We start from the raw sequence: 22,450 nt of genomic DNA on the forward strand, positions 1-22,450 counted from the left end.
AACAGCAAACATTTAAAAATTAACCCTTGAAAAGATTACAACCAGCAGCGTAAGAACGGATGATATAATTGTAATATTCCTCAAACGGGCTGCATCCGTGGAAACCACCTTTGACTTATTCGGCTCAACATATACCACGTCTCCCTGTTGCAGATAGTAGTAAGGAGAAGTAAATAAATTGCTGCTATTGAGATTAAATCTGATAAACTCCTTTTTCCCTTCTATTTCCCGAATCAATAAAACGTTTTCTCTTTTGCCATAAATAGTAAGATCTCCTGCCATGCCTATCGCATCCAGCAAAGTAACTTTCTCATTAGGCATTACATAGGTTGCTGGTTTGGTCACCTCACCCAGTACCGTTACTTTAAAATTTATAAACCGGACATTTACAACAGGATCTTTATAAAATTCTGCGGCTTTGGCCCTGATAGCTTCCTGTACATCTCCGGTTGTTTTTCCTTTCACCAATATTTTTCCCACCAGTGGCAGTGTTACAAATCCCAGTTTATCTACCAGGTAGCCCGGACTGTTGGCGGCGGCCGCACCTGCTGCACCGGAAGTGCCACCTACCGACCAGTTTGGTGAATTCTGCTGATTCATAAGTGCGGTAGATGCAGGATCCAGCGTTTGGATAGTTACCTGCAAAATATCATCCGGCTGTATAACAGGCGTTGTGTATGTTGCCATCTCCACCATCTGCCGTTTAACTGTATCAGGCACATCTTTGAAGTACGCAATATTTTTTTGTGATGAGCAGCCACCCATGAATAAGGCGAGCATGCTCCCCATTAAAACAAGTAAACTTCTAAAACATCTGAAACGGGACAAGCCCTGATTGATTATTTTCATTACTGGCAAACAGTTTAAATAAATCGTCCCCTGCTGCGAGCCCTTTCGGCTTGCAGAAAAGATATTTTTACAGTATAATTTTACATCCTTATTTTACCTTGTCCAGTTCTTCATAAGCCGAATTTTTGCTAATGAACTCTGGCACCAATTCCTTCATCCTGGCCACGGTTGGTGTGAGGTAATGTTTTTGAGCTGACTCTATCAGTTGATTCACCCGCTCATTGATTTCCGTGAAATCAGATTGCCTTACTTTGGCGATCATGATTTTTTCATGATAAGTGGGCAATGTATTTTCTGCATTATTCAGTAGTTCTTCGTAGAGCTTTTCTCCCGGACGCAATCCGGTGAAAACAATCTGAATATCCTTACCTGGTTCTTTGCCCGTCATCCGTATCATTTTCCTCGCCAGGTCGGCAATCTTCATGGGCTTACCCATATCAAACACAAATATCTCGCCACCCTGCCCCATTGCTCCCGCTTCCAGCACCAGCTGACAAGCTTCGGGAATGGTCATAAAATAACGTGTGATATCCGGATGCGTAACTGTTAATGGCCCACCCTTTTCCAGTTGTTGTTTAAAACGGGGAATAACTGAACCATTGGAACCCAGCACATTTCCAAAACGTGTGGTAATAAAACGAGTTGGTGGTGCGCCGTATATCGGCCCCATTTTCTGATATTTTTCGCTCAGATGATTATTGAAAGATTGAGAGAAAATCTCTGCGATACGCTTGGATGCGCCCATTACGTTTGTAGGATTTACTGCTTTATCCGTTGATACCATTACAAACTTCTCCGCGCCGTGTTCAACAGCAAGTTCCGCTACTGTTTTGGTTCCCAGCACATTGTTCATCACTGCGATAGACGGATTTTTTTCCATCATCGGCACATGTTTATAGGCGGCTGCATGATATACGATAGCAGGAGCATAAATTTCAAACAACTGCTGCATGCGAACTTTATCACACACATTTCCGATGAAGGGAATAATAGGTACGGTTACCATCTTTTCCGCTATCTCCAGCTCCAGTTCATGCAGTGGTGACTCTGCTTTATCACAAAGCACAATCACCGATGGTTCATACCCCACCAGTTGCCTTACAATCTCGCTGCCAATTGATCCCGCAGCTCCTGTTACTAAAACGCTTTTACCTCTCAGCTCTTTGCTGAGTTCCAGGTTTTTAATATTGATAACAGACCGTTCCAGCAGATCTTCGATATTGATATCTTTCAATTGAACGCTGTTATTATTAGAACCTTCTGTCCATTGACTCACGGGAATAATTTTTTGAACCCTTATATTCAATGTAATACATTCCTCTACCAGTTCATTCAGATGTGCGGCATCCAGGTGATCATTAGGAATAAGCAGTACCTTGATCTTTCCTTCCTTCACCATTTTAAAAAGTTGGCCTTTACGGGAAGCATATACCGGAAGACCTTCTATTGACTTACCCGCATGTGCGTTTGTATCGGCTAAAAAAGCAGTTATTTTCACATCCGACTGAGGATCGTCATGAATAGCCTTACGCAGCATCAGACTTGAATGGCCGGTATAATAAATAGCAGCAGCGATACGGCTATGATTGCGGAAGTTATTATGGTACCTGAAGATCCATTTTACGAGCAGGCGATAAGATAACATACAGGAAGAACTGATGAAGAAATTAATCAGTATCACTGAAATCGGAAAAATGTTGAGCTTTGCATCCGGTACATGGCTATAGCCAAAAGTAAACAGGATCAGGCAACTGATAAGATTCAGTCCTGTAATGCGTCCAATATCTGTGAGACTCGTAAATCTCACGATACCACGGTAAGTACGCAATAGCAACGACAATGCCAGGTATACACCCAAAACTACCACTCCGATTTTCTCTACAGGAAAATACAAGTAGGCATCTACATCAAAATTCAATCTGAGAAGAAAAGCTAAATTGATTGCGATAACAGAACACCCCAGGTCTAATAGTAAAATTAGCCATGACGGGGTAATCCACGATGAACTACGCACCATAGGTTCAATGATAAGATATGGTTATTAAATGTCTTTACGTTCGCCTGGTCAACTACATCCACGCATTTTTCAAGGTTTTCATAGTAGCGCGTCAATTAAACCAGAACGGGTATACGAAAATGATTACAAACTATTCGGTTTTCAAAGTTAGTACAAAGTAAATACTAAAATTGATAAGTTCTGTTATGAAAAAGTAAACTGTTGAAAACTTTTTTTTCAGTGCCCACCTCTAAAACAGAACAATAGTACATAGCATTCCCGAACCGGCTTAAAAAAGCGATTATGAAAAAGATATCCGCAGTCATCATCTACTGAAACACTGTCCCAACGGGCCGATACAGCAAATAATTTTTTGGATATACGGAAAAATAGGTGGATCAGCTAAATGCGCTGTCCATATTTAATATTACTAAAGAAATTTTACCAGTGATGCAACATTGGTGGTGATGCAACAGAACTTTGGGCTGTAACGTCTTGCTTTTCTCTGATTGCTCTAAAGTGTTAAATAGATGATACATGGTCTTTCAATTTTTCTGGTTAACGCAGCATATGACTAAAATATGGCTATATAATATGGTTAAAAAATCTGCGTTAAAATGATTCTTATAACGCTCGCAATCAAACAAACACCATACCAATTTACTAAATTATTTAATTTCCAACACAAAAAGTTAGTGAAGTTTTTATTAAATAGTACAGTTATTAAAAAATAACTAACGTCATACGTAATCCATCTGATATGGACCCCTTACAATGTAGACGGCCTCACCTGTCAACAGGTGAGGCCGCTTCTAACATAGAAGTATATACGTAAATGCTATTCGCCGGTAATAAATACCACCAGGCTTTTGGCGCCGTGAGCGCCCAATACCAGCGACTGTTCTATATCGGCGGTTTTGGAAGGGCCGGCAATGAACACGCCGAAACCCGTTTGTGGCGCACCTATTTTTTCGTAGGCTTCATGCATAGTGGGCAGTATCTGCTGCCGGGGTAATACGATGGCCAAGTGCTGGCAGATAAAGGGCAGTACCCTTACCTGCATCTCCTGTTCTGTGAGCCAGATAGCCCCATTTTCGGCTACGCCCCATTGTCCGGGTACAACAGCCATGTCCACATCTTCCAGCAGATGAGGGTCTTCGTTTACCCATGCACGATGTATATCAGTAGCCGTGATGATGCGTTGCAAATGCGGATAATGCTCCGCCAGCAAAGCAGGTATCTCTGCTTCACTTTTTATTTCAAACAAACTGCCCCCCAATGCCTCCAATACCTTGCGGTAGGCTTCCAGGGTGCCAGGCATATTGCCGGATAGTCCCTGCAAAGCAGGCAACGCTGCCGCCTCCGGCTGGTTCTGTTTTACGGCGGCTAATATTTTATCCCTGCTGCTCATGAAGATTTTTTATTTTTTTCATACCATTCGGAGAATGATTGTGCCGGCGGCGCAGGCATTTCCCGTTGCTTGTACCATGGGTTCAGGCGGTTATTTACCATACCGGGGAAAGCACGCATCACCCAGCGCCCCATTTTGCCCGCAGTTTTATAGGTACGTGGTGCTGATAATACCCCACTCATTATTTTCATACTGGCGGTTTTTGCAGCCGTTGTATGTCCTTCCTTTACCAATACCTGCCGCCATTTATACAGCTGCTGGTGAATATCTATTTTCACCGGGCATACATTTGAACAGGAGCCACACAATGTTGACGCAAAGGGCAGATCTGCATAATCCTTCATATCCAGGTTAGGCGCCAGAATGGCCCCGATAGGACCCGCCACGGCAGTATGATAGCTATGCCCCCCGCTGCGCCGGTATACCGGGCAGGTGTTCATACAGGCACCACAACGGATACACTTCAACGAGTTGCGGAAGTCCTCCCGGCCCAACTGCCTGCTACGACCATTATCGACCAACACAATATGCAGCTCCTGACCGGCCCTGGGCTGCCTGAAATGACTCGAATAGGTGGTGATGGGCTGTCCCGTAGCACTACGCGCCAACAGGCGTAAAAACACCCCCAGGTGCTTACGCTGTGGGATTATTTTCTCAATACCCATACAGGCAATATGTACATTGGCCAGGTGCGCTCCCATATCTGCATTCCCTTCATTGGTACATACCACCATCTCCCCTGTTTCTGCTACTGCAAAATTCACCCCGGTAATAGCGGCATTTGCCTGGAGGAACTCCTTCCGCAAATGCAGCCTTGCTGCCGCCGTCAGGAACTGCGGATCCGCATTTCCTGCGGGGGTACCCAGGTGTTCGTGAAACAGCTCGCCTATTTCTTCTTTCTTTTTATGAATACAGGGCAGTACAATATGACTGGGAGGTTCTTTTGCCAGCTGTACTATTCTTTCACCCAGATCTGTATCTATTACTTCGATACCGTTGGCTGCCAGGTGTGGGTTCAGATGACATTCTTCCGTCAGCATCGATTTACTTTTCACCATCCGCTGCACACCATGCTTTTTCAATATGGCGGTGACGATCTGGTTATGTTCTGCGGCATCGGCGGCCCAATGTACGATCGCACCATTTTGTTGTGCCTGTTGCTCAAACTGCAGGAGGTAATCATACAAGTTCCCCAATGCATTGAGTTTTATCTGCGAAGCCGTTTCCCTCAACAGTTCCCATTCGGGGATACTCCATGCCATGCGGTCGCGCTTTGCCCGCACCCACCACAAAGTTTCATCGTGCCAGTTTACCCGGGCTTCGTCCTCGTTGAACTTGTCCGCCAGCGTTGCGTGATCAGCTGTTTGCCTGTTCATGGATATTTTGATTGAGAATTTCAGCAATATGCATCACCTTCACTCCGGCATGTTGCCGGCGTAAAATGCCTTCCATGTGCATGAGGCAACTCACATCTGTTCCGGTGATTACCTCTGCTCCATGCTTAACGTGATCGGCTACACGATCCTTACCCATTTTTACAGACACCGCTTCTTCTGCCACACAGAAAGTGCCTCCAAAACCACAGCACTCATCCTGCCTGTCCAGCGGTACCAGCTCCACACCTGCCACCATGCGCAGCAGCTTTTCCGGTTTGGAAAAAGGTGCTGCCACCAGCTCACTCATTTGTGCCAGCGCCAACCCACGTTGTCCGTGGCAGCTCTGGTGCAACCCTACCTTACAGGGAAAACGGGCCGGGAGAGATTCCACCTTCAGAATGTCTGTCAGGAATTCCGTCAGTTCGTATATACGTTGGCGTATGTGCGTGGCCTTGTCCTCCACCACCGGATCGTGCAAATGATCCTTGATATGCAATACACAACTGCCGGAGGGACCTACAATATAATCGTAGTCAGCAAAATTTTTAATGAACAGGGTATTACACTGATGCGTAAGATGCTCGTATCCTGAATTGGCCATTGGCTGGCCACAGCAGGTTTGTCCCTGTGGGTATTCCACTTCACAACCCAGTTTCTGTAGCAGCTGCAAGGTGGCAATGCCTACCTGCGGATAGAACTGGTCAATATAACATGGTATAAATAATCCTACTTTCACGGGTAAAGTAATTTAGATGATCATTGCTGACATGCAAATTTAGCGGGCAATGCGACAGTAATCCTACCTCTTTTTTACCGGTTACTGGCTTATTTTTGCTTTTAGCTATTAGCCATTGGCTTTTAGCAAAATACAACCAGGAACAAATATTGGCAACCCGGGCTATCCTGCTTTAGCTTTTAGCCATTAGCTGTTAGCTTTTAGGAAAAATGCAGCGGAGAACATAACATATATGTCCTCCGCTGCATTTTTCCTAAAAGCTAACAGCTGGTTCGCTATTTCATGATTTGTTCTTCCTGTTTCTTCTTCAGGTACCATTGTACTACGCGGATTTCCGCGAAGCTGGCGGATTCCCCTACTCTTTCCTTGATAGGACCTGCAGCCGTAGCGCCCAGTTCTCCGATATGTTTCAGGATGAGGCGCATGGTCCTTTCGGATACAAACTTATGGATATCCATCTCTCCGGCTTCCACACATTGTGCCAGGTGGCTTTCTATGGTGCCCACTGCGAGTTGTCTTGCTGTGGCAATATCCGCAACAGACTTACCTGCCAGGAATAGTTCCAGTGTACCACGACGACTGGCGCCTTTTTCCACTTTCCCTTTCGCGGCCTTTTCTTTGGCAGCTGCGGCTGGAATAGCAGCTGCGGCGGCTTCTGCATCCCTTAGTTTGGTATAATCTTTCAGGCCGGTAGTAAATGCCAGGTCAGCGTAGGATACTTCCCACACATGCCGCAGTTTATTCCAGCAGTCAGACTCCAGGGCCATGAGTTGCAGCAGATATTTTTTGGACTTTGCTTTCTTCACATCCGTGATGTGAGCCTGCAAAGGCAGGATCAGGTCTTCATAGATGCTTTGGGTAAAGTAGCCGATGGCTTTGTTCACCCGCAGTTGTAGTTGCTCCATTTCACCGGTTTGTATGGCGGTATCCAGCAACTGATGCAGCTGCACCACAAATTTAGCGGCTACTTCCTGTTGTTGCTCTACTTTGGCAGACATGCTGCGGCTCAATTTTATGGCTGCATCAAAATCGGGTACTTTTTTATCCTGGATCCATACAGCATGACTGCGGATGGTGGCCTGCATGCGGTACCAGTCGAACAGTTGCAACAGGGAAGTGGCCTGGAATTTCTTCCGTTCCATTTCCAGCAGCACCACCAGTTCATTGGCTTCATTTTCTTTTTCAGCAAATTCGATGACCTGCCGGTCTGTTTTAATACTGCCATGCCCGATGCGGGAATGCAGCACCAGGCCATCCAGCGAAGTACAGCGGCTGAGGGCCACATATACCTGCCCGGGTGCAAATGCGTAGCCCGCATCGATAATCGCACGTTCAAACGTAAGCCCCTGGCTTTTATGGATGGTAATGGCCCAGGCCAGGCGGATAGGAAACTGCGTGAAGCTGCCTATTTCTTCCTCCTCGATGCTGTTCTCTTCCTGGTTGTAGGAATAGCGGATATTACGCCAGGTTTCCTTTCCCAGTTTGAGTTCCTCATGAGAGCCAGACAACACCAGTACTATTTCTTCGTCATTGATTTCCTTAACGATGGCGATTTTTCCGTTGTAGTAACGACGTGGCTGCGCCAGGTCGTTTTTCAGGAACATCACCTGTGCCCCTAGTTTCAGTTGCAACAACAATTCTGTGGGCAAGGCTTTGTCACTGAAATCGCCTTCAATTTTACCTTCAAAACGATACACTTTGCCAGGCATGTCTGCCAGGCGCCGGGCATTGATTTCATCCGCCTTCCTGTTATGGGTGGTAAGTACGATATACTCTTCATCTTCTCCCTTAAAATTCGGCTGATAATGCTCATTCAGCATTACCAGGTCTTCATGCAGTACTTCATTGTTACGTACCCGGTTAAGTACATCAATGAAGGCCTGTTCGTTTTGCCGGTAAATTTTCTTCAGCTCAATATATAGCGGCGGCGCCTGTTCTATTACTTTAGAAGCAAAGAAGAACGTGCTGGTGTAGTATTCAGAGAGCATGCGCCATTCTGCGTCCGGCACTACCGGAGGCAACTGGTACAGGTCACCTATAAACAACACCTGTACACCACCAAATGGCAACAGGGGTTTATTGCGGAAGTGACGGAGGATCACATCAATAGCGTCCAGCATATCACAACGCACCATACTTACCTCATCGATGATGAGTAATTCCATTTCCTGTAACAGCACTTTCTTATCATTCGTAAAACGAATGTTACGGAACAAACTATGTTTATCCGTGCTGCTGATTTCATCCATTCCAAAGCCTCTTTTTGTGCCGGGAACAAAAGGTCCGAAGGGCAACTGAAAAAAAGAGTGCATGGTAACACCACCGGCGTTGATGGCGGCTACACCTGTAGGCGCCACAACTACCGTATTTTTACGGGTATGTTCTTTTATATATTTCAGGAACGTAGTTTTCCCCGTACCAGCTTTACCGGTAAGGAAGATATGGCGGTGTGTATGGTTTATGAAATCTGCCGCCAGGTGAAAGATGATATTTGTATTATCCGGTTGGGGCATTTAATTTTAAATTGAAAGGGCGAATATACAGAAAAGCTGCGAAAACAGCGTCAATATTGCGCATAACTAAATGGGGTGTATATTCGTTTTAGTTTTTGCCAACAAAATATTAATGAGATGGAAACCATAAAAATAGCAACAGCTCAATTTGAAAACAGGAGCAATGACAAAGCCTACAATCTGGGTGTTATCCGCAAATTATCTGCACAGGCAGCGGCCGATGGTGCTCATGCCGTCGCCTTTCACGAATGTTCTGTAACGGGCTATACTTTTGCCCGGCATTTATCCAGGGAGCAGATGCTGGAACTCTCCGAATTTATCCCCGATGGGCCTTCTATCAAGGCTTTGCAAGACATTGCGGCAGAAAATAATATTGCGGTGCTGGCGGGATTATTTGAAAAAGATGCCGACAATAATTTATTCAAAGCATATGTGTGTGTAGACAAAAACGGGTTAGTAGCAAAATACCGGAAACTGCATCCGTTTATTAATCCGTATCTGACACCAGGAAATGAGTATATCGTATTTGATCTGTTAGGATGGAAATGTGGTATGCTGATCTGTTATGATAATAATATCATAGAAAATGTTCGCGCCACGGCTTTGCTGGGTGCAGAAATCATTTTCATGCCACACGTGACGATGTGTACGCCGTCTACCAGGCCGGGCGCGGGTTTTGTGGATCCGATGTTATGGGAAAACCGGGAGAAGGATCCCACTTCTCTGCGGCTGGAATTTGATGGTATGAAAGGACGGTCCTGGCTGATGAAGTGGTTGCCGGCGCGTGCATACGACAATGGCATTTATGCCGTTTTCTCCAATCCTATTGGTATGGATGATGACCAGTTAAAGAATGGTTGTTCCATGATCCTGGACCCATTTGGTGATGTGATAGCGGAATGCCGGAAACTGGGTGATGATGTAGTAACGGCAACGCTTACACGCAATAAGCTGAAGGAAGCCGGAGGTTACCGGTATCGTTTGGCCCGCAGACCTGATTTATACGGCGCTGTAATTGCGGCACCACATGCATCTGTGCAAAAAGTGGTGTGGTTACAGGAAGAAAAATAGCCTGAAATGCGCCTGATAATTTATAAAATTATATAATAAATAATAAGATCCGCTGTAGTGGCGGATCTTATTATTTAACCCCTAAAATAAGTGAATGATATCTAAATGATGAAAATGGCCGCTTTTTTCAGCTACAGCCTGCTACAGCAGCGCTGCTATGGCCCGTTCTGGCCTCCATCGGTCTTTCTTATCCGGGAGTCATCCCCGGATCAAGTCCACCTTATCCCCGCATCAAGTCCACCTCAAGTCCACATCAAGTCCACCTCAGCTGCAGTGTTTCTATAGGTGCATAGCGGGTCCTAAGCATAGCATCGGCAAAGCCGACATAATGACTATACACTTCTGCAGGTAATGTTGGCTATAGTGATGGTGGGTGCTTAGAAACAAGGAAGATAAAAGTCCTTCTAAAATAGCTGTGATGCAGACTTAGATCTGTAGCATTCTTCCTTAAAAGTAATGCATAAAAAAAACCGCCCTGGCATAGCCAGCGCGGTTTATAACAAAACTATTATAAAATAAATTATGCCAGTCTTACGTTAACAGCATTCGGGCCTTTTCTGCCTTCTTCCACGTCAAATACTACGCGGTCATTTTCGCCGATGCTTTCTTTGATACCAGATACGTGAACAAAAATTTCTTGTCCGGAACCTTCGATTTTAATGAATCCAAAACCTTTAGCTTCATTAAAAAATTTTACTACACCTGTTTGCATTATATTTAATATTTAATTGTGAACGTGTTCTCGCCATTTATTACAGCAGGCGGCTACCTGGGCGACTACAAGAAAAAGTGTAAGAAAAAGCTGAATGTGAGAGGTGATCTACCAACAGAATTGAAATACATTATCTTAAAGAAGCGGTACGAAGATAGGTGATTTCCTGAATACAACCCTAATTTTTTTAAAAGATTTTCTTGCGCTGGACGGGGGCATTGGCCCATAATTCCAGATTAAAATATATTTTCGCATTATATATGAAACATCCTGACGCATGGCGAATAAAAGCCATATTAACCGGGTCAGCCGGTAACCTGGTAGAATGGTACGACTGGTACATTTACGCGACTTTTTCTCTCTATTTTGCGCCTGTTTTTTTCCCAAAGGGTAGTTATACGGCTCAGCTGCTCAATACAGCCGCCATTTTTGCCGTGGGTTTTCTGATGCGGCCCATAGGAGGCTGGATGTTTGGCCGCATAGCCGATAAACAAGGACGTAAAGCCTCCATGACTTTATCGGTATTACTAATGTCGCTTGGTTCTTTACTTATTGCATTTACACCTTCCTACAATAGTATCGGTTTAGCAGCACCGGCATTGCTCCTGCTGGCCAGACTGTTACAGGGATTGAGTGTAGGTGGGGAATATGGTACCTCTGCCACCTACCTGAGCGAAGTGGCTACCAAAGAGCTGCGGGGCTTTTATTCCAGTTTTCAGTATGTTACCCTGATTGGCGGGCAACTCATTGCACTGGGCGTACAAATGCTGCTACAGAAACTGTTTTTAACGCCTGCCCAGCTACATGAATGGGGCTGGCGCATTCCATTTATCATTGGCGCTGCACTGGCCTTTTTTGCGCTTTACCTGCGCAGGCATATGCAGGAATCTACTTCTTTCGAAAAAATAAAAAACGAAAAGGAAAAAGGCTCCCTGAAGTTACTGTTCCGGCAGCATCCCAGAGCCGTGCTAACCGTGGTAGGACTTACCATGGGTGGCACTCTCGCCTTTTATACCTACACTACCTATATGCAGAAGTTCCTCGTGAATACGGTGCATCTGAGTATTGAACATGCTACTACTATTACGTTTTTCCTGATGCTGATCTTTGCCTGTTTACAGCCCTTATTTGGCTGGATTTCAGACATATACGGCCGTAAGCCTCTCCTGGTAGGTTTCGGAGTACTGGGTACCCTGCTTACTGTACCCATTCTCACCGCTATCAGTAACACCAGTTCAGAATGGACCGCCTTCTGGCTCATTCTCTTCGCATTGGTAATTGTGAGTGGCTATACCTCTATTAATGCGGTGGTAAAAGCGGAGATGTTCCCGGCTGAAATACGGGCATTGGGAGTGGGTTTCCCCTATGCCCTTACAGTAGCTATCTTTGGTGGCACTGCAGAACCTATTGCCCTGTATTTTAAAAAGACAGGGCATGAGCCAATGTATTACTGGTACGTGACCATCTGTATTTTTATCTCACTGCTGGTGTACCTCAGTTCACGCGATACTAAAAAGACGTCTTTGCTGGATAAGGATGTGTGATTTCCCTGACACTACCATCCTGGTTACCGATGATCAATCTGCTGGCGTAGTCGAGAAATAAACCGTTTTCTACTACGCCAGGGATATTGTTGAGTTGCGTATGCAACGCCGGCGCATTATGAATTTTCTGATAATGGCAATCCAGGATATAATTGCCGTTGTCCGTTACAAAACGGTTATTGTCTTTTAACCGGAGCACAGGACGGGCACCCAGTGCCACCAGTTGTTTAAAGGTAAGTTCCCAGCCAAAGGTGGCTACTTCTACTGGCAAAGGAAATTTGCCCAGGTGTTTTACCAGCTTGTGCTCATCTATCACCACCAGCATTTCTTTTGAGGCCGCCGCAATAATTTTTTCACGGAGCAATGCCCCTCCTCCCCCTTTGATTAACTGCAGCTGCGCGTCTGCTTCATCTGCCCCATCAATATCTATATCTATTCTTTCTACTTTATCAAAATTAACCAGTGGGATCTCTTGTTCTCTCGCCAGTTGTTCTGATTGCGCAGAAGTAGCTACCGCTTTAATTTCCAGGCCTGCCCTAACTAGTTCGCCTATACGGAGAATAGTATAGTAGACAGTACTCCCGGTACCTAATCCAACGGTCATACCTGATTTAATATATTCTGCCGCTTTTTCCCCGGCAGCTTTTTTCCCGATATCTGTTGTTCCTTGCATGGTCCAAATATAATAAAATAGCTTTTAGCCATTAGCTTTTAGCTTTTAGCTTTTAGCAAAATGCAGCGGAGAACATAATATATGTCTATCTCCGCTGCATTTTGCTAAAAGCTAAAAGCTAATGGTTAAAAGCTTACCGGTATCTCGCCGGAGAAAAAGCTGTGATATCAATACTTGTTTTACCGTTGTTGGCCAGTTCGGCTAACAGCTTACCGGTAGCGGGTCCCAGGCTAAGGCCCATCATGGCATGTCCGCCACCTAACAGCAGATTGCTGAACTGTGGTACAAAACCGATATAGGGCAGTCCATCCGGGGAACAGGGCCGGCATCCACTCCATACGGCTGTTTTATCAGGCATGTTTACCGGGAGATTGGTAAAGTAACGTTGTATGGAGTCTACGATACCGGCAACGCGGTTCATATTCACCGTTTCGTTTACGGGCGCCACTTCCATTGTACCGCCATAACGTAATCTGTTTCCCATAGGTGTTAATGCCACCCGGGCTTCGCACAGAATGGCCGGAATATTTAAATTCACCAACGGGGATTCCAGCGTAACGGAGTATCCTTTACCTGGCATCATAGGTACGGAAACTCCCGCCAAACGTGCCACCGCCGGCGTCCAGGAGCCGGTGGCCAGTACAAACATATCGGCAGTATGCGTTTCGGTCCCTGTCACTACAGCGGTTACTTTCTGTCCATTGGTTTTTATACCTGTTATTTCTTTATCAGGGAGAAATTGCACTTGTTGTTGCTGCAGATATGCGATCAGTTGCCGCATCAGGTCATTGGGATACAGGTGTCCATCACAACGGTAATGTACCCCTCCCAGCACATCCATCTGCACCTGTGGCTCCAGTGCCTGCAGGGCTGCTTTATCCAGCACCACTGCATCCAATCCCATGTCATTGGCCTGTTTGGCAAGATGCGCTTCTTCTTCCGCTACTGCAGACGTTTTATAATACATAATGATCCCCTTGCGTTCGAGGCCAAAATGAAAGGCCTCTTTTTGAGCAAGATCGGTATACAGGGAGCGGCTGAAGAGATTTATATCCCGCAGTGGCAGTGCCGATGCAGCGACATGCTGTGTGTTGGCACTTTTCATGAACTTTAATCCCCAGCTGATCAATTGTTTATTCAGGGCAGGCTTTACATAAAAAGGGCTTTTACTGTTGAACATCCAGCGGATCCCCTGTGATATAATACCTGGTGCTGCCAGTGGCACAAAGTGACTCGGCACTATCATGCCCATGTTGCCATAGGAACAGTTGTTGCTGAAATCTCCCTTATCGATGACAGTTACTTCCCAGCCGCTTTCCTGCAGGTAATAAGCACTGCAAAGACCAATAATACCACCGCCGATGACGATTGCTTTCATATACTTAAAATGATTTGATCACGGGAGCCTTGCGTCCATTGGGATCATTGTTCCCGATAATAATTCTATAGGACCTGAAAACCGTGTACATACGGATCATCATCATCCAGGATAATAGTGTTATAACCTGTTACCATTGCCCAGCCTTCAATGCCCGGAACGATAGCTGGTTTACCAGCCACTGTGGTTTCTTCTTCGATGGTACCGGTAAACCGGGAGCCGATAATACTTTCGTGAATGAAGCGATCCCCTTTACGCAGTTTTCCCTTTGCATACCATTGCGCCATTCTTGCGGAAGTACCGGTGCCGCAGGGTGAACGGTCAATGGCTTTATCACCGTAAAACACCGCGTTGCGGGCGGTGGCTTCCGGGCTGATGGTGGCACCGGTCCACAACAGATGACTCAACCCTTTGATGTGCTCATTTTCCGGATGTACGAAAGTATATTCTTCGTTTAGTCTTTTCCGTAATACACGGCTCCAGGAAATCAACTGATCTGCAGTATAGTTTTCCAGGCCGGAGAAATGCTCCTGCGGATCAACGATGGCGTAGAAGTTACCTCCATAGGCGACATCCACGCGTAAAGTACCCAGATCGGGGCAGTTAACTTCCAGGTTTTCTGCTGCCAGGAAAGATTTTACATTCGTCAGCTTTACAGATTTCACCTTTTTCCCTTCCTGTACATAGTCTACCAGCACCAGTCCTGCGGGCGTTTCCAGGCGTAATTTGCCAGGCACCTTGGGGGTAATCAATCCCTGTTCAATGGCAATAGTCACTGTACCGATGGTACCGTGACCGCACATAGGCAAACAGCCGCTGGTTTCGATATACAATACCCCGATGTCGTTAGCTTCATCGGAAGGCGGATACAGGATACTGCCACTCATCATATCATGCCCACGGGGTTCAAACATGAGACCTTTGCGGATCCAGTCGAACTCCTGCAAAAAGTGCAGGCGTTTCTCCATCATATTATTCCCCCGGAGGATAGGCCCGCCTGCGGCAACCAGTCTTACCGGGTTACCGCAGGTATGGGCATCTATACAAAAAAAAGTTTTAGTCGACATACACATTCAAATTATTTTCTGACAGCATCTCGTGTCAGCTGACCATCCAGCCGGCGCCAGATGCCTAAAGGATTTTCGTCTTTCAGTGCTGCCGGGAGCAGCGCTGCAGGCCAGTCCTGGTAGCATAAAGGCCTTGCAAAACGTACAATAGCCGAAGCCCCCACAGACGTACTTCTTATATCCGTGGTAGCCGGAAATGGTCCGCCATGGTGCATGGCATAACCTGGTTCCACTCCTGTAGGCACATTATTCAAAATGATGCGGCCTACTTTTTCTGCCAACAGGGCAATAGCGGGGGAAAAGCGTTGCAGGTCTGCTGCTTCTCCCATCACCGTACCGGTTAATTGTCCGTGTAATTGTGCCAATACAGTTTGTAGTTCCGCGTCATCATCACATACCACCAGTAAAGCAGCCGGTCCAAATACTTCCTGCTGCAATTCTGTGCTGGCGATAAAGTTTTTTGCATTCACGCGGTATAATGCCGGTGAACCTTTGGTAGCTGCAGATTCCAGGTTGCCGGCAAAAAGGGTTTCTACTCCTTTTCTGCGCGATAGCTGGTCCCTGTTTTCATAATAATGATAGCAGATACCTGGATTGAGCATCGTGCCGGCGTGGATAGCGGACAGCTCCTGTTGTAATGCCGCAGCGAATTGTGTGGTGGCATCATCTGCCAGTGCAATCAACAAACCAGGGTTGGTACAAAACTGCCCGGTGCCCAGGGTGATGGACTGCGCATATTGTTTAGCTACGCTTTCTGCTGCTGTAGCCAGTTTGGCAGGTAGCAGCAATACCGGATTAATGCTGCCCATCTCTGCATATACCGGAATGGGTTCCGGTCTTTGTGTAACCGCATCGAAGATAGCAGTACCGGCTTTAAATGAACCGGTAAATCCGATCGCTTTTATACCGTGGTGTTTTACCAGTTGTTGACCCAGTGCCGGACCGGCGCCGGTAAGACTTGAAAATACACCATCCGGCATACCACATGTCTGTGCGGCTTTTTGAATAGCAATAGCCACCAGTTCATTGGTGCCTGGGTGCGATTCATGTGCTTTTACAATTACGGGATTACCTGCTGCCAGTGCGGATGCAGTATCGCCGCCGGCAGTGGAAAAGGCAAGCGGAAAATTGCTGGCCGGGAATACCAGTACGGGGCCCAGGGGCACCAGCATTTTTCGTATATCCGCCCGCGGTAGTGGTGTACGGTCAGGTTGTGCCGGATCTATCACTGCCTCTACCCATGAGCCTTCGCGTAATATGTTGGCAAAAAGCCGCAGCTGGGAAACGGTGCGCATCCTTTCTCCCGTGATGCGGGCCAATGGCAGGCCTGATTCCGCTACTGCTCTTTCCAGCAACAGATCTCCCAGCGCCAGTATTTCGTTTGCAATGGTTTCCAGGAAAACCGCTCTGTCTTCCGGAGAAGAAAGGCGGTATTCCATGAAAGCGGTAGTAGCTTTATCCACCGCCTGATTTACTTCTGCAGCGGTGGCTACAGCAAATGTTTCAGGCAAAGCAGCATTACTAACGGGATCGTACGCACGAAGTACCTCATTCCCTTCTCCGGAAGTAGCGAAGCCTATTATATTTTTTCCTGTAATCATGCAGGGAGATTTAAATATTCCGGTAACACAGGGCGGGTAGCCAATGCATCAGCAATTACTTTTTCCGCATGTGCTTTCTCTGCTCCCTGGGGCAACAGGCGTGGTGCGCGTAAGTTGGTGTTGCCAATACCCGTGGCGGTAGCGGCCATTTTAATATACTGTACCAGTTTGGGATCGATATCGAGTTCCAGCAAAGGCATGAACCAGCGGTAAATAGCGAGTGCTTCTGCAATACGACCCGCTTTTGCAAGGCGGTAGATAGCTACTGTTTCACGGGGGAAAGCATCCACCAGACCGGCTACCCAGCCATTGGCTCCCAGGACGATGCTCTCTAACGCCAGCGTATCTACGCCGCAGAGTACACTGAAACGGTCACCGAAACGATTGATCATCCGGATAACGTTAGTGGTATCGCGGGTAGACTCCTTCACAGCCTGAATATTAGGCGCTTTTGATAATTGCTCAAACATATCCAGGGTCACCATGATTTTATAATCTATCGGATTATTGTAGATCATAATAGGCAGTGGAGTACTGCTGGCCACCGCAAGGAAATAGGCTACTGTTTCGGCATCATCTGCTTTATAGCGCATAGGAGGCAACAGCATCAAACCAGCAGCGCCGGCTTCTTCAGCTGCCTGAGCACAGGCAATAGCAGCAGTGGTAGTTTGCTCTGCAATATTCATAATGACGGGTATTTTACCACCCAGAAAAGCAACCGCATGTTTTACCAATGCATACTTCTCTTCATTCTGTAAACTGCTGGCTTCTCCCAGTGAGCCGCCCAGAATAATACCATTAACGCCTGCATCTACCTGCGCCTGCAGATTTTTGTCGAACATCTCATAATCAATATGATCGTCGGCGGTGAAAGGGGTGAGCAATGCGGGAAATACGCCTTGCCAGTTAACTTGTGCCATTTTCCTATCTTTTTTTATGCCAACAAAAATAGCGGGAGGCCTGCGATAGCACGCCACTGTAATTAATCAATTATACGCAGATTTTAACCAAAAAAAAGGCATTTTTAGCTATATCGAAAAAATATCTGCATAGATTCTTCCCTCCGGTCTGGGATTTTTTTCTTAATTTATGCCAATTCCTGCGTAATTGCTATACCCATGTATTTTGTGCGATTTTTTGCTTATCTCCTGATGTTGTTATCCTTTGCCCAAATGGCCAGGACACAGTCTTGTGACCAGATTGGTCAAACACCTTCCTCTGCTTTTCCGGTTTGCGGCACCCAGGTATTCAAACAACTCTCTGTACCTGTTTGTGGCACGACAACTATACCCGGCCCTGTTTGTAACACCCCGGGAGATTTTAATCACTCTGATAAAAATCCTTTCTGGTATAAATTTACCTGTTATCAAACCGGTACGCTGGGATTTACGATTACCCCGCTTATACTGGCTGAAGACTACGACTGGCAGATATTCGATATTACCGGCCGCAATCCGAATGACGTTTATACAGATGGGAGTCTTTTTGTTACGATGAACTGGTCCGGAGAATTTGGTCTTACCGGCGCATCTGCTGCAGGAACCAACATCGCTGTTTGTGGCGGCTACGGTCAGCCGTTATTCAGCAAGATGGCAGTGCTGCAGCAAGGCCACCAATACCTGTTGCTGATCAGCCATTTTTCCGATACGCAAAGCGGTTATGAACTCGCCTTTGGCGGCGGCACCGCCGTGATCACAGATCCAACCATACCTCACCTGCAGCAGTCGGCCTATAATTGCGGCCCTTATTCAGTAGGAATTAAACTCAGCAAAAGGGTACAATGCAACAGCATCTCCAAAGATGGAAGTGAGTTTTCCCTTACAACGCCAGGCATAAACATCACCGGCGTAACCGGTGTTGGCTGCACGAATGGTTTTGATACGGATTCATTGCTGGTACAATTAGATAAAATGCTCCCCGTTGGGACGCATTCCCTGGTATCAAAAAATGGTACCGATAACAATACGTTCCTGGATGCCTGCGGCAACCAGCTTCCCGTAGGAGAGCGTGCCACGTTTACGGTAGTACAAACCTTCCCGGTGGCGATGGGTAATATTAAAACGCTGCCCTGTGCACCCGATCAGCTGCTGTTGGCATTTAATGCGCCGATCCGGTGCGCGTCAATTTCTCCGGATGGAAAAGACTTTGTGCTGAGTGGCCCTCCAGGTGTAAAGATTACCGGCGCCACCGGCAATTGCAGCAGTAATGGGCTGACTACCATCATCACACTAAAACTGGATAAAAGAATACTGATAGCAGGGAACTATAAAGTGACGCTGGTAAAAGGACCTGATGGCAATACAATTGAAAGTGAATGCCATATACAAACACCAGCGGGACAGGAAGCGGCATTTAACATACCTCCGCAGCCCTATGTGCCACTGCCCCCTGTTACACCCCCACCCTGCGCGCCCAACGAAATACAACTGGTATTTAATGAGTCGGTCCGTTGTAGTTCTGTAGCAGACGATGGCAGCGACTTCACCATCACCGGACCTGTGCCCATCGTGATCAGCAAAGCTGTTACTGTGTGCGATGCAAACGGACTAACGAAAACGGTTACCCTGCAATTAAAAGACCGGATACTAAAAGATGGCAACTACCTGGTACAACTGAAAGCCGGAAAAGACGGGAACACGCTGCAAAGTGAATGCTGGCAGGAAACGCCCGCCGGCGCCCAACAGCCTTTTACGATTGCTCCGCAACCAAGTGCATTGATAGGTAGTACCGCCCGGGCTACCTGTACCCCGGTGAGTATAAAAATAGGTGTCTCCGTCCCGGTACGCTGCAGCTCCATAGCACCCGATGGCAGCGACTTTACCATCAGCGGCCCCCGGCCGGTAACGATTGTAAAGGCAACAGGAATCTGCAACAGTAATAACCTGGCCGACACCGTGGAACTACAGCTATCAGCAGCCATTCAAAATGCTGGTGATTACGTCATCACCCTCCGGAACGGAACCGATGGTAATACTTTGCAGACGGAGTGCTGGCAGCCCTCCGCGATTAATCAACAAACTACTTTTCGTGCAGCCGATACCGTTAATGCCTCGTTTGGCTATTCTATTGAGCAGAACTGCCGTATTACCACCCTGCATTTACAGCATAATGGTAAAAACCAGGTGAATCAATGGAAATGGACCTTTGACGACGGCGATTCCTATACCACACAAAATCCGGTGAAAGTATATACCTCACTGGGCATGAAGCATCTGCAGCTCACCGTTTCCAATGGTGTATGTTCCGATACAAAAAGTAAAGACACGCTTCTCAGAAGTGAAGTCACCGCATTGTTTGACGTGGATCCGGGCCCCTATTGCCCGCTGGACCTGGTATTGCCGCAGAATAAAAGTCTTGGTAAAATAAACTCCTGGATCTGGGACTATGGCAACGGCGCCCGTACTAACGGCGCCACTCCCATCCGCATGCAGTATTATCCTACACAAAAGGAACAACAATACCTGATCCGGTTGATTGTTAGAAACGATGCGAACTGCCTGGATACCGCCGATCATTATATTACTGCTGTATCCAGTTGCTATATAGATGTGCCTACTGCATTTTCTCCCAACAACGATGGGCAAAACGATTATCTCTATCCGTTGAATGCGTATAAAGCGGTGGATCTTCATTTTGCCGTTTATAACCGGGTGGGCAATCTGCTGTTTGAAACCACGGACTGGCGGCGTAAATGGGACGGCACCGTCAATGGAAAAACTGCCGATGTTGGCACCTATGTATGGATGCTGGAATACACAGAGAAAGTCAGCGGCAAGCGGGTATTCCGCAAAGGCACCACTGTACTGCTCCGGTAACCCATTTTTGGAATTGTAAGGGAAGTCCCCTAATTTTTGCCCTGAATAAACCGCGCATACATTGAAAGTACCCATTATATTAGCCATGGCTGCCACTTTGCTGGGCAGCTACGTAAAAGCACAAGACTCCACTGCCATCAAGGCCATCAATGCCGGCAGTTTTGCACAGCACATCAAAGTATTGGCCTCCGACGCGTTTGAAGGTCGTAAACCTTTTACCCGGGGCGAAGACAGCACCATTCAATACCTGGCCACCCAGTTTAAACAACTGGGATTGCAACCCGGCAATGGCAACAGCTATTTCCAGGAAGTACCGATGGTATCTATCAGCTCCAAACCTGCCAGCAACCTGGTAATCAAGGGAAGTGGCGGAGAAGTATCCCTGCAGTACCTGGAAGACTTTGTAGCCGCCACCCGCCGTGTACAGGACCAGGTGAGTATCCGCAACTCCGCACTGGTATTTGCAGGCTACGGCATTGTAGCACCGGAATACAACTGGAACGATTATAAAGGACTGGATGTAAAAGGGAAAACGGTGATTGTACTCATCAACGACCCCGGCTTTGCAGACAGCACCCTGTTCAAAGGTCGCATTATGACTTATTACGGCCGCTGGACCTATAAATTTGAAGAAGCCGCCAGGCAGGGCGCCACAGGCGTTATCATCATTCATGAAACCGCCGCCGCCAGCTATCCCTGGAAAGTAGTACGCAGCGGATGGTCTAACTCAAAGTTGTATTTACAAACAGCTGATAACAACCAACATCGCACCGCCCTCGAAGGATGGATCACACAAGATGCCGCCAAAAAAATCTTCCAGCTGGCCGGCATATCACCAGACATCATGCAAATGGCCAGGACAAAAGGTTTCAAGCCGGTAGACCTCCATTTGCAAACATCTCTTGATATTAATAATACCATAAAAAAATCCACCTCTCATAATGTGCTGGCGGTTTTACCGGGTGCCAAACGCCCGCAGGAATGTGTTGTATATTCCGCGCACTGGGATCATTTTGGTATAGGCGAGCCCGTTAAAGGAGATTCTATCTATAACGGCGCAGTAGACAATGCCACCGGCACCGCCGGTTTGCTGGAACTAGCCACCGCATTCACCCGCCTGCCACAAAAGCCGGAGCGCTCCGTACTGTTCCTTTCTGTTACCGGAGAAGAGCAGGGCCTGTTGGGATCAGAGTATTATGCTGCCCATCCTACCTTTAAGATGGAGAAGATAGTTGCTGATATTAACCTCGACGTACTGAATACTTTTGGTCGCACCAAAGATATCACCGTGATCGGCTACGGTCAATCTGAACTCGACGACTACGCCCTGCGTGCAGCCCGTAAACAAGGCCGCATCACCATCCCGGAATCCAATCCGGAAGGCGGCTGGTTTTTCCGTTCCGACCATTTCAACTTCGCCAAGAAAGGTGTACCTGGATTGTACATCGGACCAGGCACAGATGTCATTGGCCACGAAGCTGGCTGGGGAAAAGAACAAACAGCTTCGTACAATCGTTTACGTTACCACTCCCCTGCCGATGAATTTGACCCGGCCACCTGGATAATGGATGGCATGGTAGAAGATGTTCGCCTGTTGTTTGATGTAGGCTACCACCTCAGCAACCAAAGCAGTTTCCCCGCATGGAAGAAAGGATCAGAGTTTAAAGCATACAGAAAATAAATAGCCATGGTTTTATTCGGATTGATA

16 protein-coding genes are annotated in these 22,450 nt (G+C 46.9%); 4 read left to right on the forward strand and 12 right to left on the reverse strand.

Annotated features, from left to right (window positions below; all coding sequences use genetic code 11):
• Positions 1-12: 12 nt before the first annotated feature.
• The 6 genes from AC1DCV_RS16380 to AC1DCV_RS16405 all read right to left on the reverse strand — a co-directional run bounded on the left by AC1DCV_RS16380 (position 13) and on the right by AC1DCV_RS16405 (position 8,881).
• Positions 13-780 carry a polysaccharide biosynthesis/export family protein gene (locus AC1DCV_RS16380; protein WP_477024141.1) on the reverse strand — a complete coding sequence of 256 codons (768 nt, stop codon included), beginning with the start codon at positions 778-780 and terminating at the stop codon, positions 13-15.
• 157 nt (positions 781-937) lie between these two features.
• Positions 938-2,767 carry a polysaccharide biosynthesis protein gene (locus AC1DCV_RS16385; protein ID WP_477024142.1) on the reverse strand — a complete coding sequence of 610 codons (1,830 nt, stop codon included), beginning with the start codon at positions 2,765-2,767 and terminating at the stop codon, positions 938-940.
• 916 nt (positions 2,768-3,683) lie between these two features.
• Positions 3,684-4,256 carry a LutC/YkgG family protein gene (locus AC1DCV_RS16390; protein ID WP_477024143.1) on the reverse strand — a complete coding sequence of 191 codons (573 nt, stop codon included), beginning with the start codon at positions 4,254-4,256 and terminating at the stop codon, positions 3,684-3,686.
• Positions 4,253-5,632: a lactate utilization protein B gene (locus tag AC1DCV_RS16395; RefSeq protein ID WP_477024144.1), complete on the reverse strand. Its 1,380-nt coding sequence runs from the start codon at positions 5,630-5,632 to the stop codon at positions 4,253-4,255. Before AC1DCV_RS16395 ends, AC1DCV_RS16390 begins: the two co-directional genes overlap by 4 nt.
• Positions 5,613-6,368: a (Fe-S)-binding protein gene (locus AC1DCV_RS16400; protein WP_441576210.1), complete on the reverse strand. Its 756-nt coding sequence runs from the start codon at positions 6,366-6,368 to the stop codon at positions 5,613-5,615. The genes AC1DCV_RS16395 and AC1DCV_RS16400 overlap by 20 nt, the downstream gene beginning before the upstream one ends.
• Positions 6,369-6,643: 275 nt before the next feature.
• On the reverse strand, positions 6,644-8,881 hold the full coding sequence (locus AC1DCV_RS16405) for a helix-turn-helix domain-containing protein (protein ID WP_477024145.1): 2,238 nt from the start codon (positions 8,879-8,881) through the stop codon (positions 6,644-6,646).
• A gap of 117 nt (positions 8,882-8,998) precedes the next feature.
• Between AC1DCV_RS16405 and AC1DCV_RS16410 the strand changes: the two genes are divergently transcribed.
• Positions 8,999-9,952 carry a nitrilase family protein gene (locus tag AC1DCV_RS16410; RefSeq protein WP_477024146.1) on the forward strand — a complete coding sequence of 318 codons (954 nt, stop codon included), beginning with the start codon at positions 8,999-9,001 and terminating at the stop codon, positions 9,950-9,952.
• A gap of 520 nt (positions 9,953-10,472) precedes the next feature.
• On the opposite strand, the gene AC1DCV_RS16415 is transcribed toward AC1DCV_RS16410, so the two are convergent.
• Complete coding sequence (locus tag AC1DCV_RS16415) at positions 10,473-10,664, reverse strand: cold-shock protein (RefSeq protein ID WP_079472790.1); 192 nt, start codon at positions 10,662-10,664, stop codon at positions 10,473-10,475.
• Positions 10,665-10,924: 260 nt separating this feature from the next.
• Here AC1DCV_RS16415 and AC1DCV_RS16420 point away from each other — a divergent pair, with 260 nt between their 5' ends.
• On the forward strand, positions 10,925-12,208 hold the full coding sequence (locus tag AC1DCV_RS16420; RefSeq protein ID WP_477024147.1) for an MFS transporter: 1,284 nt from the start codon (positions 10,925-10,927) through the stop codon (positions 12,206-12,208).
• Here AC1DCV_RS16420 and rpiA read toward each other — a convergent pair.
• From rpiA to AC1DCV_RS16445, 5 genes are all read right to left on the reverse strand, one after another.
• On the reverse strand, positions 12,174-12,881 hold the full coding sequence (gene rpiA, locus AC1DCV_RS16425; protein WP_477024148.1) for a ribose-5-phosphate isomerase RpiA: 708 nt from the start codon (positions 12,879-12,881) through the stop codon (positions 12,174-12,176). The two genes, AC1DCV_RS16420 and rpiA, sit on opposite strands and share 35 nt — an antisense overlap.
• A 133-nt stretch (positions 12,882-13,014) precedes the next feature.
• Positions 13,015-14,259 carry an NAD(P)/FAD-dependent oxidoreductase gene (locus AC1DCV_RS16430; protein WP_477024149.1) on the reverse strand — a complete coding sequence of 415 codons (1,245 nt, stop codon included), beginning with the start codon at positions 14,257-14,259 and terminating at the stop codon, positions 13,015-13,017.
• 65 nt (positions 14,260-14,324) lie between these two features.
• Positions 14,325-15,326, reverse strand: coding sequence for a 4-hydroxyproline epimerase (locus tag AC1DCV_RS16435; protein ID WP_477024150.1), 1,002 nt, complete (start codon positions 15,324-15,326; stop codon positions 14,325-14,327).
• A gap of 11 nt (positions 15,327-15,337) precedes the next feature.
• Complete coding sequence (locus tag AC1DCV_RS16440; protein ID WP_477024151.1) at positions 15,338-16,927, reverse strand: aldehyde dehydrogenase (NADP(+)); 1,590 nt, start codon at positions 16,925-16,927, stop codon at positions 15,338-15,340.
• On the reverse strand, positions 16,924-17,847 hold the full coding sequence (locus AC1DCV_RS16445) for a dihydrodipicolinate synthase family protein (RefSeq protein WP_477024152.1): 924 nt from the start codon (positions 17,845-17,847) through the stop codon (positions 16,924-16,926). The genes AC1DCV_RS16440 and AC1DCV_RS16445 overlap by 4 nt, the downstream gene beginning before the upstream one ends.
• A 198-nt stretch (positions 17,848-18,045) precedes the next feature.
• Here AC1DCV_RS16445 and AC1DCV_RS16450 point away from each other — a divergent pair, with 198 nt between their 5' ends.
• Both AC1DCV_RS16450 and AC1DCV_RS16455 read left to right on the forward strand, forming a co-directional pair.
• Positions 18,046-20,742, forward strand: coding sequence for a T9SS type B sorting domain-containing protein (locus tag AC1DCV_RS16450; protein ID WP_477024153.1), 2,697 nt, complete (start codon positions 18,046-18,048; stop codon positions 20,740-20,742).
• 61 nt (positions 20,743-20,803) lie between these two features.
• Entirely contained in the window at positions 20,804-22,423 is a 1,620-nt protein-coding gene (locus tag AC1DCV_RS16455) for a M28 family metallopeptidase (RefSeq protein WP_477024154.1), read from the forward strand.
• Positions 22,424-22,450 lie beyond the last annotated feature (27 nt).

It is taken from the genome of Chitinophaga sp. 10T418 (assembly GCF_056394125.1).

Bases quoted from the DNA above. Each gene is read 5' to 3' on its own strand.
- AC1DCV_RS16430 (WP_477024149.1), bottom strand. From the start codon at position 14,259: ATGAAAGCAATCGTCATCGGCGGTGGTATTATTGGTCTTTGCAGTGCT.
- AC1DCV_RS16390 (WP_477024143.1), bottom strand. From the start codon at position 4,256: ATGAGCAGCAGGGATAAAATATTAGCCGCCGTAAAACAGAACCAGCCG.
- AC1DCV_RS16405 (WP_477024145.1), bottom strand. From the start codon at position 8,881: ATGCCCCAACCGGATAATACAAATATCATCTTTCACCTGGCGGCAGAT.
- AC1DCV_RS16415 (WP_079472790.1), bottom strand. From the start codon at position 10,664: ATGCAAACAGGTGTAGTAAAATTTTTTAATGAAGCTAAAGGTTTTGGA.
- AC1DCV_RS16440 (WP_477024151.1), bottom strand. From the start codon at position 16,927: ATGATTACAGGAAAAAATATAATAGGCTTCGCTACTTCCGGAGAAGGG.
- AC1DCV_RS16420 (WP_477024147.1), top strand. From the start codon at position 10,925: ATGAAACATCCTGACGCATGGCGAATAAAAGCCATATTAACCGGGTCA.
- AC1DCV_RS16450 (WP_477024153.1), top strand. From the start codon at position 18,046: ATGTATTTTGTGCGATTTTTTGCTTATCTCCTGATGTTGTTATCCTTT.
- AC1DCV_RS16445 (WP_477024152.1), bottom strand. From the start codon at position 17,847: ATGGCACAAGTTAACTGGCAAGGCGTATTTCCCGCATTGCTCACCCCT.
- AC1DCV_RS16380 (WP_477024141.1), bottom strand. From the start codon at position 780: ATGCTCGCCTTATTCATGGGTGGCTGCTCATCACAAAAAAATATTGCG.
- AC1DCV_RS16395 (WP_477024144.1), bottom strand. From the start codon at position 5,632: ATGAACAGGCAAACAGCTGATCACGCAACGCTGGCGGACAAGTTCAAC.
- AC1DCV_RS16435 (WP_477024150.1), bottom strand. From the start codon at position 15,326: ATGTCGACTAAAACTTTTTTTTGTATAGATGCCCATACCTGCGGTAAC.
- AC1DCV_RS16410 (WP_477024146.1), top strand. From the start codon at position 8,999: ATGGAAACCATAAAAATAGCAACAGCTCAATTTGAAAACAGGAGCAAT.
- rpiA (WP_477024148.1), bottom strand. From the start codon at position 12,881: ATGCAAGGAACAACAGATATCGGGAAAAAAGCTGCCGGGGAAAAAGCG.